Source organism: Deinococcus sonorensis KR-87, from assembly GCF_040256395.1.
Lineage (GTDB): Bacteria > Deinococcota > Deinococci > Deinococcales > Deinococcaceae > Deinococcus > Deinococcus sonorensis.
Genome location: NZ_CP158298.1, coordinates 127,460 through 144,015, shown reverse-complemented (window position 1 = coordinate 144,015; position 16,556 = coordinate 127,460). Strand labels below are relative to the sequence as shown.

Below are 16,556 nucleotides of genomic sequence, written 5' to 3'. Positions count from 1 at the left end.
AGGAGGACTACCCATGCGCTCCGCCACCTTCCACACCTTCGGGGATCCGTCGGTGCTCCGCGTCGAGGAAACCGACTGGCCCACTGCCACCCGCGACGAGGTGCTGATTCACGTGCACGCGTCCAGCATCAACGGCACGGACCTCGGCCTGCGCGCCGGGCAGGGCCCCTTCCGCCTGGCCGTGCGGCTCCCCTTCACCCCGGGCTTCGACGTCGCGGGCGTTGTGGTGCGCTGCGGCCCTCAGGTGACGGCCTTTCACGTGGGCGACCCGGTGATGGCCCTGCTCGGGCACGGCGGCGGCGGCGCCGCCGAGTACGTCGCGGTGCGCCAGTCGCGCGTCGCCCGCGCACCAGAGCGCCTGTCCCTGCTGCACGCCGCGGCCGTGCCGCTGTCGGGCCTCACCGCGCTGCAGGGCCTGCGGCGCGGCGCGGCGCTCCACACCCAGCCGCGCGCCCGCGTGCTGGTGATCGGGGCCGCCGGCGGCATCGGGTCATTCGCAGTGCAGCTGGCTCGCCTGTACGGCGCCCACGTGACCGGGGTCGCGCGGCCGGAGAAGCAGCCGTACGTCCGGGACCTGGGCGCGGACGACACCTGCACGCCGGACGAGCTGAACGGACCGTCCTTCCCCGCGTGGGACGTGATTCTCGACGCCGCACCGCGCCTGACCCTCTCGGCCGCCCGCCCGCTCCTCACCGCCCGCGGCGTGCTGGTCAGCGTCCGGCCCATTCCCACCCAGTGGCCGGAAGTGCGTTCCCTCGCCCACCCGGGCGGACACCCCCGCTTCTATGGGGTGCAGACCCGGGAGCGGGGCCAGGACCTGAGTCTGCTCGCGCACCTGATCGGCACGGGGCAGCTCCGGGTGCCGGTGGACCGCAGCTACCCCCTGACGCAGATTCAGGACGCGCACCGGTACGCCGAAGGTCCGGAGGTGCGCGGCAAGGTCATTGTGACGTCCGTGTGACCACCACTGGGCTCACACCTGCCCTTCACCTCAACGGCCGCACGCCTGGTGTCCGCTTGCCGAGCGCGCCACACGCGTGGTGCATCACGGCGGGTCCTGAACCTGGAGACGCTCAGCGTGCATGGCCTGCCGGGCCCGCCGCGGGAGCAGGGCCAGAGGACCGAGTGAATTCGCAGGATGCGGGGAATGCCAGGAGGAGGTGCGCGGGTGCCGTGCCCCTGTTCACGCTGGGCTCGGTTCACCTGACCGCGTCGCGGGCCGGTCAGTGGACGTCGGTGCGGCCGGCATTGCTGCTGCCGAACCACGCCCGCACGCCCACCCCCATGTGCACCAGGTGCAGTGCCACCAGCGCGGCCACCACCCCTGACAGCGGCAGGGGCAGCAGCGGCACCAGCAGCGCCGCGGCCCCCGTCCCCACGCGGAGCAGCACCAGCCGCCCAGACGGGATCAGTGGCGGGTCCTCCGGCTCCAGGGTGCCTTCCAGTCCCGCCATGCACAGGTAACACACCGCGAACGCCCCGCACAGGATCCAGCGCACCGCCCCTTCCGGCACGCCCGACGCCACCTCGACGCTGTGCGCGAGCATCGCGCCGATCGCCGCGACGCCCGTCACGAACGGCAGGTGCAGGTACACCCACACCGCCAGCGTCAGCGACCCGCCCTCCGAGCGCGGTTCGCGCCGCCCGATGTTGTCGAAGTACACCCACCACAGCCCGAAGCCCACCATGAAGCCCAGCAGGAAGCGCAGCAGGGTGCTGAAGGTGACGTGCTCCGCGTCCGTCAGGCCGTCCACCACGCCCACCAGGCTCTCGCCCAGCACGATCAGCACGAACAGCCCGAAGCGCTCCGGCAGCTTGCGGGCGCGGCCCAGGAACACCCGCCGCTGGGCCGGCAGGGTCAGCAGCGGCACGCCGAGCTCCGCCAGCAGGCCCACCACCCGCAGCGCGGTGCTGAGCGGGGAGGGCGGCAGGACGGCGGAGGTCACCCACAGGGCGACGCTGAAGGTGAAGGCCAGCACGTACAGGGTGGTGACCGGCCGCACCGGGGGGTTGTGCCAGCCGGCGCGGAACCACATGCCGGTGAGGATCAAGCGGGCCGCGGCGTACGCCAGCGCGAAGCCGCTGGCGGTGCGGTCCACGCCGCCCTCGGCGGTGGCCGCCATGGCGGCCACCGCCAGCATCTGCAGGAACACGAACACCCGGAAGCTCAGGTCGTACGTTTCGAAGCGCTCGTTGTAGTACGTGCCGCTGACCCACACCCACCACACCGGCACGAACAGCAGCAGGAACGCCCGCAGGCCCTCGGCGTCCGGGTGGGCGTTCAGGTGATGCGCGAGGCGGGCAATGACCACCACGAACACCAGGTCGTAGAACAACTCGAGCCAGGTGACGCGCTGGGACGCGGTGCCGGGCGCGTGCACGGCCGGCTTCTTCCACCACCGCCTGAAGGTGTTGCGCATGCGTCCATCCTGCCGCTTCACGACCAGGGCCGTGCGCCCCCCGTCAGACGGGTGGGCGCCCGCGGTCCTGTGAACCGGCAGGTCCCGGCGCGCCGGCAGCCCCCGGCCGCGCCCCTCCTGCCGACGGAGTATCGAGCGCACATCACCGGACCGCGCTGCCATCGCGCCGGGACGCAGCCGCCCACCCTGACCAGGCGCGTTCAGGTCCAGCACCGGTCTTCCCGCTGAGCCGCGCCCGCGCCTGCTGCGCGGCGTGCGCATCGGACGCCCGTCCGCTTCGTCCGCGGTCCTGGTTCCGAACAGCGCTCTTGACCCGCTTCCAGACGTTGCTGAGCAGTCCGTGACGGACATGGGAAGGGCCGGTGGGCCACGGTGGTCTCGCTTCGGGAAGCGCGTGCCTGGTGATAGCACCGCACTGGACCGACAGGATCGCGTCGATGATACGTCGCCAAAGCCATCCGGGACGGGTTTCCCGTGTCGACCGAGGTGACCAGACGGCGTGGAGCGTCGCCCCCATTCCGCATCGGTGAGGGCCGGGCCGGACGTCGTCGCGGGCATCACCCCACGACGCGAGCCCTGCCTTTGAACGGCGTCATTGCTGAACCGCCCTCCAGGGAAACTTCACCGCCTCGAGCGCCGCCACCACCCGGTGACCGTGAAGGTGAACGCGACCGCCCGTCAGGGGCAGTGCACGGGCGCTTCGACGCGGACCCGGGTGCCTCGGCCAGCTTCACTCGTGACGGTGCAGGTGCCGCCGATCCCACGGGCACGTTCGCGCATGGACGTCTGACCGAGGCCACCGTGCCCAGTGTCGTTCACGTCGAATCCTGCGCCATCGTCCTGGATGTCGAGCACGACCGTGTCCGGCCCGCACGTCAGTGTCAGCTGGACGGTGCGCGCGCGCGCGTGCTTCACGGTGTTGTGCGTCGCCTCCTGCGCGATGCGCAGCAGCGCCACTTTGCTGTCGAGTGGCACGCCCGGCTCGCCGCACACGTCGAGCGACACCTCGAGCGCGTGGCGGGCGTGCAGCGCGGAGGCGAGCTTCGTCAGGGCCATGCTGAGGCCCTCCTGCTCCAGAGACTCGGGGCGCAGCTCGAAGATCAGGGCGCGCATTTCTGCGAGGCCCGCCTCGGCCAGGCTCAGCATGTACCGCACCGCGTCCGGCGCCTGGTCCGGCGCACGCTCGAGGTGCCGCAGCGCTGTCCGGCCCCCCAGGGCAATGCCGTAGAGCGCCTGACTGACGCTGTCATGCAGGTCGCGTGCGAGCTTCTGCCGTTCCTCGAGCGCCGCGTGATTCTGCGCGGCCGCGAACAGCCGCGCGTTTTCCACCACCACCGCCGCCTGGGTGGCCAGGCCGCCCAGCAGGCGCCGCTCGTTGTCGTCCACCCGCGCCGGATCCGCGTAGGACGCGCGGAGCAGGCCGAGGTGCCGCTCGCCGTACACCAGCGGCAGGGTGATGACCTCAGGCCCGCCGGTCAAGGTGGAGGGCGGGTCGCGCGGGCGAAGCGGGTTCGGCGCGGGCGGCATCGGCGGGCCGCGCCGCGGTCCGGGGCAGTCCGCCGCGCCCACGCTCAAGGCGTGTCCCTCTGCGGTGCTGCCGGTGGCGTCGTTCAGCAGGACCGTGACGGCGCTGGCGCCGGTGGCCGAGACCACGCTGTGCGCCAGGCGATCGAGGTTGTCCTTGAGCTGCTCGGCGTACGTCAGGTTCCGCGTGACGGACAGCAGCGCCTCCAGGTCGCGCGTTCGCGCGGCCACGCGGTCCTCCAGCACCCGCAGGGCCTCGACGCGGTCGGTGATGTCGGTGTGGGAGCCGGCGAGCCGCACGGGACGCCCAGAAGCGTTCCGCTGGACGGCGGCGCGCGACAGAATCCAACGGTACTGACCGTCCTGGTGGCGCAGGCGACACTCGAATTCAAGCAGATCGTCGCGGTTCGCCTGCAGGTGCGCGAGCCGCCGCAGAATGCGTTCGCGGTCGTCGGGATGCAGCCGGTCCGTCCAGGTGTCGACGGTGCCGCTGCGCGGCTCGGCCGGGTCACCGAGCATGCCCATCCAGCGCCCCGAGTAATACACCTCGCCGCTGTCCATGTGCCAGTCCCACAGGCCGTCGTTGGAGCCGCGCACCGCGAGCTCATACCGTTCCTCACTGCGTTTCAGCGTGTGCGCGTGCGCCTGCAGGCTGCCGAGCATGACGTTGAAGGTCCGGGCGAGCAGACCGAACTCATCGCGGGCGCCGTCGGGGAGGCGCACGTCGAGCCGGCCGCCGGCGACGTCCCGGGCCGCGCGGGTCAGTCGGGCGACCGGACGGATGATGCCGGTCTGGGCCAGACGCCCCGCCGTCACGAGACCCATCAGAAAGCACCCGAGCAGCAGGGCCACCGTCCAGCGGAGCGTGCGGTCGGCGTCCCGGGTGATGGCCTGCGCCACGCTGCCGTACTGGGCCGTGACTTCGTCGCGGGGCGCGAGCAGCAGCAGCGTCCACCCGGTGGCGGGCATCGGGGCCTGCGCCAGCAGGTACGCGGCGCCCCGTGCGGTCAGCGGCTGGACCCCCGGCGTTCGGCCCCCCAGCCGGGCACGCAGGGAACGCAGGGCCGATCCCGGGGCGTGCAGCAGCGACACGGCCAGCTGCCGCTTCGGGTCGCGGGGCGGCCGCTGGCCGAGCAGGACGGTCCAGGCCCGGTCCGGCGCGGCGAGGACCCGGCCGGACCGGTCGAGCAGCACGGCGAATCCGCCCGGCGTGGGTTTCAGGGAGGCGAGCGCCTGAGCGAGGCGGGTGAGCGAGACGTCCGCGGCGATGATGCCGCGAAAGCGGCCCTGCACGACGACGGGCGTGCTGGCACTCACCAGCAGTCCATGCCCCGACGTCATCCAGGTACGGGGGCGACCACACCGTGCGCCCCGCGGCACCCGGGTGCTGCGCGCCCGTGAAGACCGGCTGGGCCGTGAAATCCAGCGAGGCGGCCACCAGCCGGTGCAGGCCGATCGGCGGGACGTACCGCACGACATTCCGCCGGCTCAGGAAATACAGCGCCGCGGTATCGGGACTCTCGGCCAGCAGCGGGGGCAGCAGCGCGTCGAGCAACCGCGAATCCTCGATGTCGCGGCGCACGTCCCGGTCGATCGGACGGTTGCGGTTGATCCACAGGTCACTGCGCCGGGTGGGCGCCGGGTCATAGAGGGCGCCGGTCCGGCTGACGGCCAGCGTGACCGGGCGGGGGTCCGCCCCCGCCGCGAGCAGCCCCGGCCACGCCTGCGCCGCGATGCGGGTGCTGGCGGCCGCTTTGAGCAGGCGCGCTTCACTCAGCGCCGCCTCGCGCGCCGCCAGGTCCGTGAGCCGCCGCTCAATCTGCGCTTCGACCCCCTGGCTGGCCAGGGTGGCCGCGTGACGCCGCGTTTCCCGGAACCCTGACGTGACGGCGCCGGTGACGGCGGTGCCCAGCAGCAGCAGCAGCAGCGCGACCGCCAGCATCACCCGGACGGGCAGCGGCGGGGACAGCCGTGGTGACCGGGCCGGTGCAGCGTCACTCAACGCCGATCAAGCCCTCCCGGTACGCGAAAATGGCCGCCTGCGTGCGGGACGCGAGGTTCAGCTTCGCGAGTATCCGCGCGACGTGCGTCTTCACGGTGGGTTCCTCGATGGTCAGGGTTCGAGCGATCTCCTTGTTGGTGCGGCCATGCGCGACGAGTTTCAGAATCTCCGTTTCGCGCGGCGTGAGGTGCTCGCGCATGTCCGGCGTGCGCAGCTCGCGGGCCAGCCGTTTCGCCGCTTCCGGGTGCAGGGTCACCTCGCCGCGCGCCGCAGCATGAATGGCCGCTTCCAGCGCGTCCGCGTCGGTGTCTTTCAGCAGGTACCCGGTGGCGCCGGCCTGCACGGCGTCCACGACCTTGCGGTCCTCCAGCACGCTGGTGAGAGCGATGATCTCAATCTCCGCGTGCTGCGCGCGCACTTCGCGAATGGCGGTGACGCCATCCATCACCGGCATGTTGAGGTCCATCAGGACCACGTGCGGTGCGACCTGGGCACTCAGCGCGAGCGCTTCCTGGCCATTGCTGGCCTCACCGACGATTTCAATGTGTTCGGCGGTGGCGAGGAACATGCGGATCCCCTGCCGGACCACCGCATGGTCGTCGACCACCAGCACCCGGACAGGCAGGGAGGGCAACATACCCTCCCATGTTAACCGCTCCTTTATGAAAGTGGGTGGGCCTGCGCCCACCCGTGCCGCTCACGCGAGCAGCGCGAGCAGCGTCAGGCTGACGTGCGACGCCGCGTGCGCCAGCATGCCCGCTTCCAGCGAGCGCCGGAAGAACAGCCAGCCGCACGCCACGCCCACCAGGGCGTTCAGCAGCACGGTGCGCGCCACCAGCACCGCGCTCAGCGGGGCGTAGAGGGTCACGGCGGCCAGGTGCGCCGCACCGAACGCCAGCGCCGCGAGCAGCAGCGCCATGACACTCACCCAGGCGGGCGCCTGCGGGTGACGGCGGGCCGCCGCTTTCCACAGCGCCAGGGCCAGCACGCTCATGACCCCCCAGCGCAGCAGCAGTTCCTCGGTCAGCCCGCCGTACAGTAGGCCGGACACGGTGATGGCCAACGTGCGTGGCTGCTGCGCCGCCGCCGCCAGCCACGCTTCACCCAGATACGGCTTGAACAGCAGGTCCAGACCCACGACCAGCGCGCCGGCCAGCAGCCCGGTGGGCAGCGCCACCGGCAGGTCCCGGCGAAGGCCGCGGCCGTCACGCTGCAGCAGCCGGCTGTGCAGCCCCAGCCGCGGAGCGGCGTACCCGCCTGCCAGCACCGCCGCCGCCAGCATCACGCTCGCCTGCACGCTCGACAACGTGACCAGCACCCACAGCGGCGGGGCCCCCTCGGGCTTCAGGGCGATCAGTGGCCGCAGCATCGAAGGCAGGCTGGGGAGCAGCGCTGCAATGCCCAGCAGGCCCAGCGGATACAGCGTCCGGAATGCCTGGGCGACGGCCGGGCGGGACGAGGAACGAAGTGTGGTCATGAGCAGAACCTCCTCAAGGGACGAGACGCGGCAGGTGGACGGCCACGCGGTGCAGACGGAGCGCCGCAGGCGCCGGGTGGAACACAATCAGGAGTCGTGCCGACGGGCTGGGAAGGCGCACCACCCGAAGCGCCTCCCTGGGTGACGCTCAGGTGCCCGGGTGGCGGAGCGGACGGGGGGCGGCCCCCGCGCCCCCGGGCCTGGTGCCGGCACGCAGCAGCCGCAGGCCGTACACGGCAATCAGCAGCGAAATGCTCAGCTTCGCGACCAGCAGCATCACGGACGCGTGCTCCACAGCGAGGCCACCCGCCGCGCTGAACTGAACAAAATCATTCAGAGCGTGCAGCAGGATCAGCGGCCAGATGGAGCCGAGCCGCAGGCGCAGCGCGGCGAACCCCACGCCGCCCAGCAGCGACGCGACGACCTGCACCGCCACGAAGGCCGGATCACGTCCGACCAGCAGGGAGTTGATGTGGATGGCCCCGAACAGCGCGGCCGACCCGAGCACCGCCTTCCGCGTCCCCAACGGCGTCAGCGCGTGCAGCAGCACCCCACGAAAGATGGCTTCCTCCTGAAACGCGATCAGGAGCGTGATCAGCGTCAGCGTCAATGCGCGGCCGAGCGGCGGAAGATCCACGCCAACCAGCACCGCCGGTCCCACCAGCAGCGCCACCGGCAGGGCCAGCAGCCACAAGTCGCCGGGCCGCCCGACGCGGGTGAACCCCGCGGCACGCCACCAGCCGAGCCGGGTCAGCAGCACGCCCGCCACCACCGCGTTGATCAGCAGGATCGGCGCGTCCAGGTCCAGCAGTGAAACCTCAGGCAGGAACAGCCGGGCGGCGCCCAGGCACAGCAGCAGGACGGCCTCCAGCCCAAGCATCACCAGCACGGCAAACCGCAGAGGCTGAGCAGGCAACGTGGACATGGGTACGGACATCGGTGTGGTCATAGGTGAGCTCCTGGTGGGCCTTCGCCCCTGATGTGCACCATCACGCTTCCAGCCGGGCGGTGCGGTCAAGGTAGAGGGACGCGTCTGGCGCCACGTCATCCGTTCGGATGACGCCGCGCGTGCCCTCAGCGGATGACGGCGCACGTGGATGCCGCCGCTACGCTGTGCGGCACGCTCGCCATCGCAGGGCGAGCATGCCCGGATGCCGCGGCTGCAGTGTGGCGTTCGTCCAGCGCATGTCGCTCCGGGCCTGCGGACCCCAAGACCTGCACCATCCACCTCCAGACAAGGACACCACTGAACATGACCGAACCGATCAAGTCCATCACCCTGTTGCGGCACGGCTGGTCCGCCGCGGATGACGAACGCGTCCATGAGGGCCGCTACGATTCACCCCTGACGGACAAGGGCCGCGGCCAGGTGGCCCGCCTCGCGGCCCGGTGGGTGGCGGAGCGGCGGATGATTGACCACCTGATCTGCTCGCCCCTCCAACGCGCGCACGAAACGGCCCGGCTGTTGGGTGCCGCACTCAACGTGGAGCCCCACCCGGACGACGCCTGGCTGGAACACGACAACAGCCCGGTGGCGGGACTGCCGCTCGAGGAAGTCCACCGCCGTTTTCCGCACGCAGATGTCAGTCCACCCCACACGCCTCCCTTCGGGCCGGGGAGCGAATCACGCGCCGCCATGCACCGCCGTGCCGGGGCGGCACTGGAACAGCTGCTGACGCTTCCCGGTGCGCACGTCCTGGTTGTGGCCCATGGCGGGATCCTAAACGCGGTGATGCGGAACATCGTGAGTGCGGCGTGCCCCCCCGGCAGCGGGGGCGCCTGGTTCGCCTTCGGCGACACCGGCTTCACCACCCTCCAGTACGACGTCCATCACAGGTGGGGCATTCTGGGTGTCAACGATCAGCTGCACCTGAGGTGACGGTCCCGAGCCGTGGTGGAGGGGGTGAGGTCAGCCCGCCGCCTCAGGCGCGCCGCATCGCCGCTGGTCAGGACGGCGTCGGTTCGAGCAGGCGGCCGGGTCTCGGCCGCGTCCGGCCATGGGTAGCGCAGCCGGACGTGCGGGCCAGCGTGGTTCGCCCTGTCAGAGGGGCGTGATACCGGCGCCGGTAACGTGCCGCCATGATGAATGCCGGCCAACCCGGCGGGTTCAGTTCACGCCTGACCGCTCCTGAACGGCTGCTCGCCCTGGCCCGCCATGACCTGCCCAGCCGCACCGCGGACCCGGCCCTCGACACGCTGGTGGCCCTGGCGGCCCGTGCACTGCAGGTGCCGGTCGTCGCGGTGAACATCGTCGACGCGCAGCGGCAGGTGACCCTCGCGGTGAGCAGCGGCGACGCGGGCCACGTGAGTGTGCGCCACTCGTTCTGCGCGCGGGTGGTGGAGCGCGGGTCCCTGAGTGTGGCCGCCGACACACGCGTCCACCCGGACTTCTGCGACCTGCCGCTCGCCCGCTCCGGCGCCGTCGTTGCGTACGCGGCCGTGCCGCTGCGCACCCTCGACGGCCAGGTGCTCGGCACGCTGTGTGCGGTGGACCGTCGGCCGCGGACCTTCAGCCCGTCGGAGCTGCAGGACCTTGAGGCGTTCGCGCACCTCGCCGAATCGTTGCTGTCGCAGCGGCTGGCGCTGAAGACCGTCCGCCATGAACGCGAGCAGCTGCGCGCCCTGATTGAGGCGATCCCGCTCGCCACCTACGCGGTGGATGACGCCGGGGCCGTCTGCGTCTGGAATCGGGCCGCCGAGCACCTCTACGGCCACCTGGCCGCCCAGGTGCTCGGTCAGGCACCGCCAGAACTGCAGGTCGACGGACCGCCTCCGGCGCCGGTCCCGCAGGGTGGGCAGCTTCAGGGGGTGGGCGAGGCGCGGCGCGTCACTCGTCAGGGGCGGATCATGGACGTCCGCTACCACCGCGCCACGCTGCGGGACGTTGATGGGCGCGTCACCCTCACCGTCGACACCGCGGCGGACGTCACAGACCGTAAGCACGCGCAGGCGCAGCTGGAGCAGCAGGCCCGGGTGCTGGAGGACATGAGCGAGGCGGTCATCAGCTGCGATGAGCATTTCCGACTCCGGACCTGGAATCCCGCCGCGGCCCGACTGTACGGCTGGCAGCGTGAGGAGCTCGAGGGCCGCGACCTGCGGGAGCTGATCCCCACCGATTTCCGGATGCCGGACGAGGGCGCGTTCCTCAAGAGCGTCGAGGAGCGCGGCTACTGGGAAGGGCAGGTGGTGCAGACGCACCGGAGTGGCCGTCAGCTGGACGTGCGCTGCCGCATGACCATCGCCCGGCATCCGGACGGCCGACCTGCCGGCCTGATCACCGTAAACGACAATATCACCGAGCGCGTCGCGGCGCAGGCGCAGCTTGAGCACCTCGCGTACACCGACGCCACCACCGGCCTCGCCAACCGACCGGCGTTGCTGCGCTTCCTGCACCAGGAAGCGCAGGAGCCTCACTGCGGTGTGCTGTTCATTGACCTCGACGAATTCAAGCGCGTGAACGACCTGTACGGCCACGCGGTGGGCGACCGGGTGTTGGTCCGGATGGCCGGTCGGTTGCGCCGGGCCGCGCCGGACGCGTTCATCGCCCGGTACAGCGGGGACGAGTTCGTGCTCGTCACCCGGGACGCCGGGGCGCTGCTGGTCCTCGCCGGGCATGTCCTGAGCGCGCTCGAACGTCCGGTCCGCGTGCAGGGCGCGCCTGAGGTGCGCCTCACGGCAAGCGTCGGCGTGGCCTGGAGCGACGCTCATGTCGAGCCCGAGGAGCTGCTGCGGCGGGCGGACGTGGCGATGTACAGCGGGAAAGCGGCCGGGAAGCACCGGGTCGCGGTGTATGACGAACGCTCGGACGAGGCCCGGCATGACCGGGCCCGCCTGGCCGACGAGCTCCGGGCGGGGCTGGCGCGCGGCGAGGTCACCGTCGCGTGGCAGCCGCGGGTGCGGCTCGCCGACGGGCGGGTGATGGCGGTGGAGGCGCTCGCGCGCTGGCGGCACCCGGAGCGCGGCACCGTCTCACCGGGCGTGTTCATTCCGGTGGCGGAGGAGAGCGGCGTGATCCACCCGCTGGGTCAGGCAGTGCTGCGGCAGGCGTGCCGGCAGGGCCAGCGCTGGGCGGCGGCCGGCACACCCGTCACGGTCGCCGTGAACGTCTCGGCGATGGAGCTCGCCCGGGAGCACTTCCTGCAGGACGTGCAGGACGCCCTCAGGGCAGAGGGGCTCGCGCCGGACTTGCTGGAAATTGAAGTGACCGAGTCCGCGGCGATGCGGGACGTGCGGGCGAACGCCGAGCGCCTGCGGGCGCTGCGCGACCTGGGGGTGAGTGTCGCGATTGACGACTTCGGCACGGGGTACAGCAGCCTGAGTTACCTGCGTCAGCTGCCTGCCAGCGTCGTGAAAGTCGATCAGTCGTTCGTGCGCGACCTGACCGAAGACCTCACGGCCACCGAAGCGTCGATCGTGCGCGCGGTGGTGACGCTCGCGCACGGGGTCGGCATGCGGGTGGTCGCTGAAGGCGTGGAGACCGAAACACAGCGGCGGGCCCTGATCGCCCTGGGGTGCCAGGAAGCGCAGGGGTACCTGTTCGCGCGCCCGCAGGACGCCGCGTCGGTGGGGGATCTGCTTCAGTGAAGCGGCCCGCTTGATCACCCGCGGCCCGGCAGATTGACCCGGCATCTCGGCTGCCGGTCACATGCCATTGACGTGGTCTGCATCGGCGGACGCAAGGGAAGCCGCTGCCTACCGACGGCGGTGAGGCCCTTGACCCCCAACCGGAACCGCCCGCTGCGATGGGCCATGAACGGCCTGCCGTTCACCCTGCAGGAAAGCCGTGGGGCCGTGTGGGCGCTGATCTGCCGGTCGGCCTGCGAGCATGCCGTTCACCCGCACTGAACTGAATCAGCGCCACCGCGGCATGGGCCAACTGCAGGTCCACCTCACTGGCCGACCCGCCCTCTGTTCCATCTGCTGCGTTGACGCGGATCTGCAACTCGCTCCCTGTCATTTGATCCCCCGGTACCCGGCCGCCTGTGCCGCAGCGGGTGTAGCAAAGCAGGCCTTGGCCTTGATACGGCTGTAGTTCGCGTCCCCCGTCGGCAGGTAGTAGATGCCCGCCTGGCTGACCTTGAGCGGCGCGGAGGCGGGCATGAACCATCTGCAAGCGGCTGGACGGCACCGGAGACCGGGGCGCTCACGGGCGGCGTCGGCGTTACCGGAGTGGGAACGGTGGTTGGCCCGCCAGAGTTGCCGGGCTTCACCACGCTGGCCCACCGGGCAGCGGCCCAACGTACTTCACCTAGGCGGCGGTCCAGTTGCTGGCAATCGCCTGCTGCGCCACCCGGATGTCCAGTTGGCTGCTGCAGATCAATGCGTGCAGCTTGTTCTCTAGGGTGTCCTTGACATGCGCGTTCAACGGCTGAGTCTCAAAGCTCTCCGGATAGAGATTGAGGGCCGAGTTGGAGCCGCCGAGTTCCAGAGAAACGATGTGGTCGATCTCATACTCACCGCTCTCCCGGTGGGTGATGCCGTATTCGCGGTAGATCTGTTCCTTCAGCGGCTGGGGGACGTTCCGGACGGTCTGGTTGTAGCCCGGTTGGCAGATCAATGTGGTGTCGGTGGTGAGGACGTCCTCTGGGGAGAGCTTGGGATCCGGGAGGATCGCGGCTTGCATGTTGTAGCCCTGAGCCGACGCCAGCCCCAGTAGGGCCAGGATGAGCAGTAACGGTCGCATGACTCAGTCTGCTGGACGGAGGTAAACCGGTTCTGATGATCGGCCCAGGCCTGGAGAAGCAAGCTCCCCCCTCTGTCGTCCGGAGGTCCTGAAAGGAAGAAGGCGACCACGAAGGTCGCCTTTGATGTTGACAATTCTAGCGCCGTATACATCGGCGGTCAACCGTATCCATCTCAACCAGCCAAGCTCAGGCAGCATCCCTCATTTACCGGCGGATAGAGTTGGCAGTGTTCAGCCCTTCATCGTGATCACCTGTACCCACCCCAGGCTTCTGCATCCAATCCTCGTTGGCCCAGCCTCCAGTGCCGATGTAGCCCTTCATGGCCTCAGGGTACGCCTCGCGCGCGAGGCGACTGCGAAGGCTTAAGTTAGCTGTAGGTCTACTCGTTTGATCTGGACTGAACATACATACGAGGCCACATATTCGAGCAGCCTATGAGGCAATGGCTGATACGGTGCCTCGGTGAAGACTCGACTGATGCTGGCCAGCGTAGGACTAACGATCGGGTTGAGTGCCTGCGGAAACGTTGATGAACACCTGTCTCCTGCTCCTCCCAGCATCAGCGGCGTTGTGAAGAACGTCCACGGTGGACCCGGGACGGTCGAGTTGCTGGCGAACCCGGCTCAGGACAACAGCTCCGACACCAATCCGCTGGTGGCACAGGCGACCATGGATGCGGCTGGGAAATTTGTCCTGATCCTGCCAAGCGCGGAAATCCTCAAACCCTACATGCATCGACTTGGCACGGACGCGGTCAACGATGGCGTGTGCGCCGGCCAACGAATCTCGAGCACACCCACGGCCAGGTCCTGGGGATTCAACACCCTCAACGTGTGGCGTGATGGCACCTACATCACCATGGCCTTTATGGGGACCGGCAGCACGACCTACACGGTGGACACCGAAACACGTGTTTTTCAGTCTTCAAGTTGGTGGTATGTCGATCAAGCAACCACCTTGAGCGGCAGCACAACGTGCCTAGACCCGGTTGATGGGCGTGGCACGGTGACGTACGAGTCGGGCACCAAACTGAACGCCGGTTGGAACCTGATCGCGTTTACGAGCACAGTGGTGGATCATCATGGCTCGAGTCCAGAGGAATGGTCCATCGTGTATAGTCTGTCCTCTGCTGCTGGGCCGTCCATCTTCAATACGCCACCCTACACAGCCCTCTCGCAGAACAGAGGGATGCAGACGCAGCATGTGGTCAGGGCAATCGACGGTCTGATCTACTAAATCGCGAGGTTAAGAACGCGCACGATGGTGGGACGTCCAGATTTATTTCTGTTGCCGCCAGGACGAGGAACAACATTGTGCGCTGCAGTTATTTATTGATCCTACGATTGCAGGTGCTGTGAAGGGGCCCTCCACATCAGATGCTGAACGCCCCCTTTGTCGCGCTGATTTAGTTGCGGTGGAAAAACGTGCTGTGCGACCGTAACTCCTTGAGCACGTTCACGGCACTCACGCTCTGGGCTGTGGCCGGCCCGTCTGTCCCAGCGGCGGTCCACACGGTCGCCGCGGTCGTCCCCTGGATGAACTTATCCATGAGGGCTACACGCCCATCCAGATAGCCAATGCCAGTGGAAACGATGGACACAAGATTCCAGCCTGCCTGCAAGTTCAGGTCTGCCTCCGAAACCAACGTGTATTCGGCCTCAGTGCAGGTCTGGGAGCCGGCGAGGCGAGTCGGAACGTCCGTGTAGAACAGCACGTTGGTCGTATACGTCGCGGAGACGGACCCGTCGCTGTTCTGTTTTCTGATCATGGGGGTCGTGGACATCAACGCTTGCACACCGCCGGTGTTGGTCAGGTTCAGCGAGTCGATGAGGGTCTGGCGCGCCGTTGATGGGGTCGCTCTGACCGTCCCGCTACATGTCCTGTCGGCGGGCGGAGTGGGCATCGCCTGCAGGTATGGGTTCACTTTGGCGGCGGTAGCGAGCTTCAGCGTGAAGGTCCCATCGGACCCGACCTGCGCGGTGGCGAGCGGTGCCGTGCCGGTCACACTGTTGCTCGGCAGCAGCTGAACATGGGCTGCGCCATCTCCGGTCAACGCTTCCTGGCCCTGGACGCGGGCGTGCAAGGCAGTGAACGTGGCCACGGGAGGGGTGGTGGGTTGGGTGCATGCCCCGAGCAGGAGGGTCAATGCAGGGATGACGAGGGCGGGCAGGAGCTTGTTCATCTCAGAGACTTTAGGCCACAAGGTGGTTGATGCACCCCACATATGTCGTTGACCTGAGGTGCTTATGACCTAGCGGTTACCCATAGGCCTTGTGCGGAAGTGTGTGGATAACCTGCCGGAAGAATTGGCCGTCTCACCAGAGTTCGCCATGTCATGCTCGTCCCATGCCCTGGTGCACGGAGGTCTCCACCCCCGATGGCGAAGACCTGATCAGCGAACTCGGTGAATGGGAGACCGCGACCGCTGGCCGGGCCACCGTTTCAACTCCGCCAATCCGACACTGAACTGGCAACAGCTGGAGGACGGCAAGTGCTGGGCGAAGGGGCCAGAGTCGTGGTACATACTTCCACAGAACGCCGAGGCTCACGACCAAGCGCGCTTCTGGCTTGATCGGGTGTTCCTGGGCGGCATTGAGACTGCCTAACCGCGTCAGACCACTCCTGCCCGCCAGTGCGCGCACACTTACGGCCCAGTCGGGCGCGTCCGGTCGCGTGGAACGGCTCACATGTGTGGGGTCCACCGGACACGACGCGCCTTACAGTGCCCTGGTGAAGAACCTTCTCCCTGGCCTCAGCATTGCCGGCCTGACGCTCGTGCTCGCCGCGTGCACCCCACACCAACCCCCCACCATCACCCCGCTCACGACCCTACACGGGCAGATCCAGGGTCAGGACGCCCTGACTGGAGGTGGCGCGGCCAGCGTGCTGTTGCGACCACTTCCGGTCCCCGGCGGCAGCTCGGCGCCACTCGCCACTGCACAGGTCGCGGCCGACGGGACGTTCACGCTGTCGCTCCCCACAGCCGCCGACGTGGACGTGGAACCGTACCTGCAGCCGGTTCCCAGTTTTTCCAACCCGTCGTGCAGCGGGCAGATCGACGTGACGCCCCCCACCACCCGACAGACCGGCTTCAGCACGTTGTTTTTGAGCACAGATGGGACCATGCAAGTGCCGCTGGGATCCATCAAGCGCACGAGCACTCAGAAGAGTGATGGATCCACCCTCTCCGTCGACACCGTCAACCTTTGGGTGTACGTGGACGTACCGGCCCGCATGGCCGGCACCCAAACCTGCGAAGGTTCAATCACCACGCAGGTGGATTTGACGCTGCAGAAGGGCTGGAACGCCATGACCAGCGTGGATACCAGCGTGGTCTTTCCGGATGGGCACGTCACCCGCACCTCCAAGCTCAGTCGAGGAACGGAGACGACGACGGTCTGGACCAGCGACACGATTGAAGCCTATTAAGTCAACGGCAACAGGTGGGC

The 16,556-nt window shown here is 69.0% G+C and carries 14 protein-coding genes; 6 read left to right on the top strand and 8 right to left on the bottom strand.

The genetic code is table 11. From position 1 onward, the window contains the following. Positions 1–13 precede the first annotated feature (13 nt). Positions 14–961, top strand: a complete 948-nt coding sequence (locus ABOD76_RS03960) for an NADP-dependent oxidoreductase (RefSeq protein WP_350242253.1) — start codon at positions 14–16, stop codon at positions 959–961. A gap of 262 nt (positions 962–1,223) precedes the next feature. Here the strand turns inward: ABOD76_RS03960 and ABOD76_RS03955 are convergent, their stop codons facing one another. Together ABOD76_RS03955 and ABOD76_RS03950 are read right to left on the bottom strand one after the other, a co-directional pair. Then, the gene (locus tag ABOD76_RS03955; RefSeq protein ID WP_350242252.1) at positions 1,224–2,420 is read right to left on the bottom strand and encodes a low temperature requirement protein A; all 1,197 of its coding nucleotides are present in this window, start codon (positions 2,418–2,420) and stop codon (positions 1,224–1,226) included. A gap of 678 nt (positions 2,421–3,098) precedes the next feature. Next, entirely contained in the window at positions 3,099–5,261 is a 2,163-nt protein-coding gene (locus tag ABOD76_RS03950) for a PAS domain-containing protein (protein WP_350242251.1), read from the bottom strand. A gap of 67 nt (positions 5,262–5,328) precedes the next feature. Between ABOD76_RS03950 and ABOD76_RS03945 the strand changes: the two genes are divergently transcribed. Continuing rightward, the gene (locus tag ABOD76_RS03945) at positions 5,329–5,826 is read left to right on the top strand and encodes a hypothetical protein (protein ID WP_350242250.1); all 498 of its coding nucleotides are present in this window, start codon (positions 5,329–5,331) and stop codon (positions 5,824–5,826) included. A gap of 112 nt (positions 5,827–5,938) precedes the next feature. On the opposite strand, the gene ABOD76_RS03940 is transcribed toward ABOD76_RS03945, so the two are convergent. From ABOD76_RS03940 to ABOD76_RS03930, 3 genes are all read right to left on the bottom strand, one after another. Next, entirely contained in the window at positions 5,939–6,583 is a 645-nt protein-coding gene (locus ABOD76_RS03940; RefSeq protein ID WP_350242249.1) for a response regulator transcription factor, read from the bottom strand. Between the two features lie 60 nt (positions 6,584–6,643). Next, complete coding sequence (locus ABOD76_RS03935) at positions 6,644–7,423, bottom strand: CPBP family glutamic-type intramembrane protease (RefSeq protein ID WP_350242248.1); 780 nt, start codon at positions 7,421–7,423, stop codon at positions 6,644–6,646. A gap of 148 nt (positions 7,424–7,571) precedes the next feature. After that, positions 7,572–8,372, bottom strand: coding sequence for a CPBP family intramembrane glutamic endopeptidase (locus ABOD76_RS03930; RefSeq protein ID WP_350242247.1), 801 nt, complete (start codon positions 8,370–8,372; stop codon positions 7,572–7,574). Between the two features lie 132 nt (positions 8,373–8,504). On the opposite strand from ABOD76_RS03930, the gene ABOD76_RS03925 reads away from it, so the two are divergent. Then, positions 8,505–9,302, top strand: coding sequence for a histidine phosphatase family protein (locus tag ABOD76_RS03925; RefSeq protein WP_350242246.1), 798 nt, complete (start codon positions 8,505–8,507; stop codon positions 9,300–9,302). Between the two features lie 200 nt (positions 9,303–9,502). Next, entirely contained in the window at positions 9,503–12,007 is a 2,505-nt protein-coding gene (locus tag ABOD76_RS03920) for a bifunctional diguanylate cyclase/phosphodiesterase (protein WP_350242245.1), read from the top strand. Between the two features lie 369 nt (positions 12,008–12,376). Here the strand turns inward: ABOD76_RS03920 and ABOD76_RS03915 are convergent, their stop codons facing one another. Both ABOD76_RS03915 and ABOD76_RS03910 read right to left on the bottom strand, forming a co-directional pair. Then, on the bottom strand, positions 12,377–12,523 hold the full coding sequence (locus tag ABOD76_RS03915; RefSeq protein WP_350242244.1) for a sunset domain-containing protein: 147 nt from the start codon (positions 12,521–12,523) through the stop codon (positions 12,377–12,379). Between the two features lie 148 nt (positions 12,524–12,671). Further along, on the bottom strand, positions 12,672–13,106 hold the full coding sequence (locus ABOD76_RS03910; RefSeq protein WP_350242243.1) for a hypothetical protein: 435 nt from the start codon (positions 13,104–13,106) through the stop codon (positions 12,672–12,674). Between the two features lie 463 nt (positions 13,107–13,569). Here ABOD76_RS03910 and ABOD76_RS03905 point away from each other — a divergent pair, with 463 nt between their 5' ends. Then, positions 13,570–14,343 carry a hypothetical protein gene (locus tag ABOD76_RS03905; RefSeq protein WP_350242242.1) on the top strand — a complete coding sequence of 258 codons (774 nt, stop codon included), beginning with the start codon at positions 13,570–13,572 and terminating at the stop codon, positions 14,341–14,343. A 169-nt stretch (positions 14,344–14,512) separates the two neighbouring features. Here ABOD76_RS03905 and ABOD76_RS03900 read toward each other — a convergent pair whose 3' ends face one another. Continuing rightward, positions 14,513–15,289 (bottom strand): hypothetical protein, encoded by a 777-nt coding sequence (locus tag ABOD76_RS03900; protein WP_350242241.1) that lies wholly within the window; start codon positions 15,287–15,289, stop codon positions 14,513–14,515. A gap of 548 nt (positions 15,290–15,837) precedes the next feature. Between ABOD76_RS03900 and ABOD76_RS03895 the strand changes: the two genes are divergently transcribed. Continuing rightward, a complete protein-coding gene (locus tag ABOD76_RS03895; protein WP_350242240.1) occupies positions 15,838–16,536 on the top strand; it encodes a hypothetical protein in 699 nt (232 codons plus the stop codon). Positions 16,537–16,556: the final 20 nt, after the last annotated feature.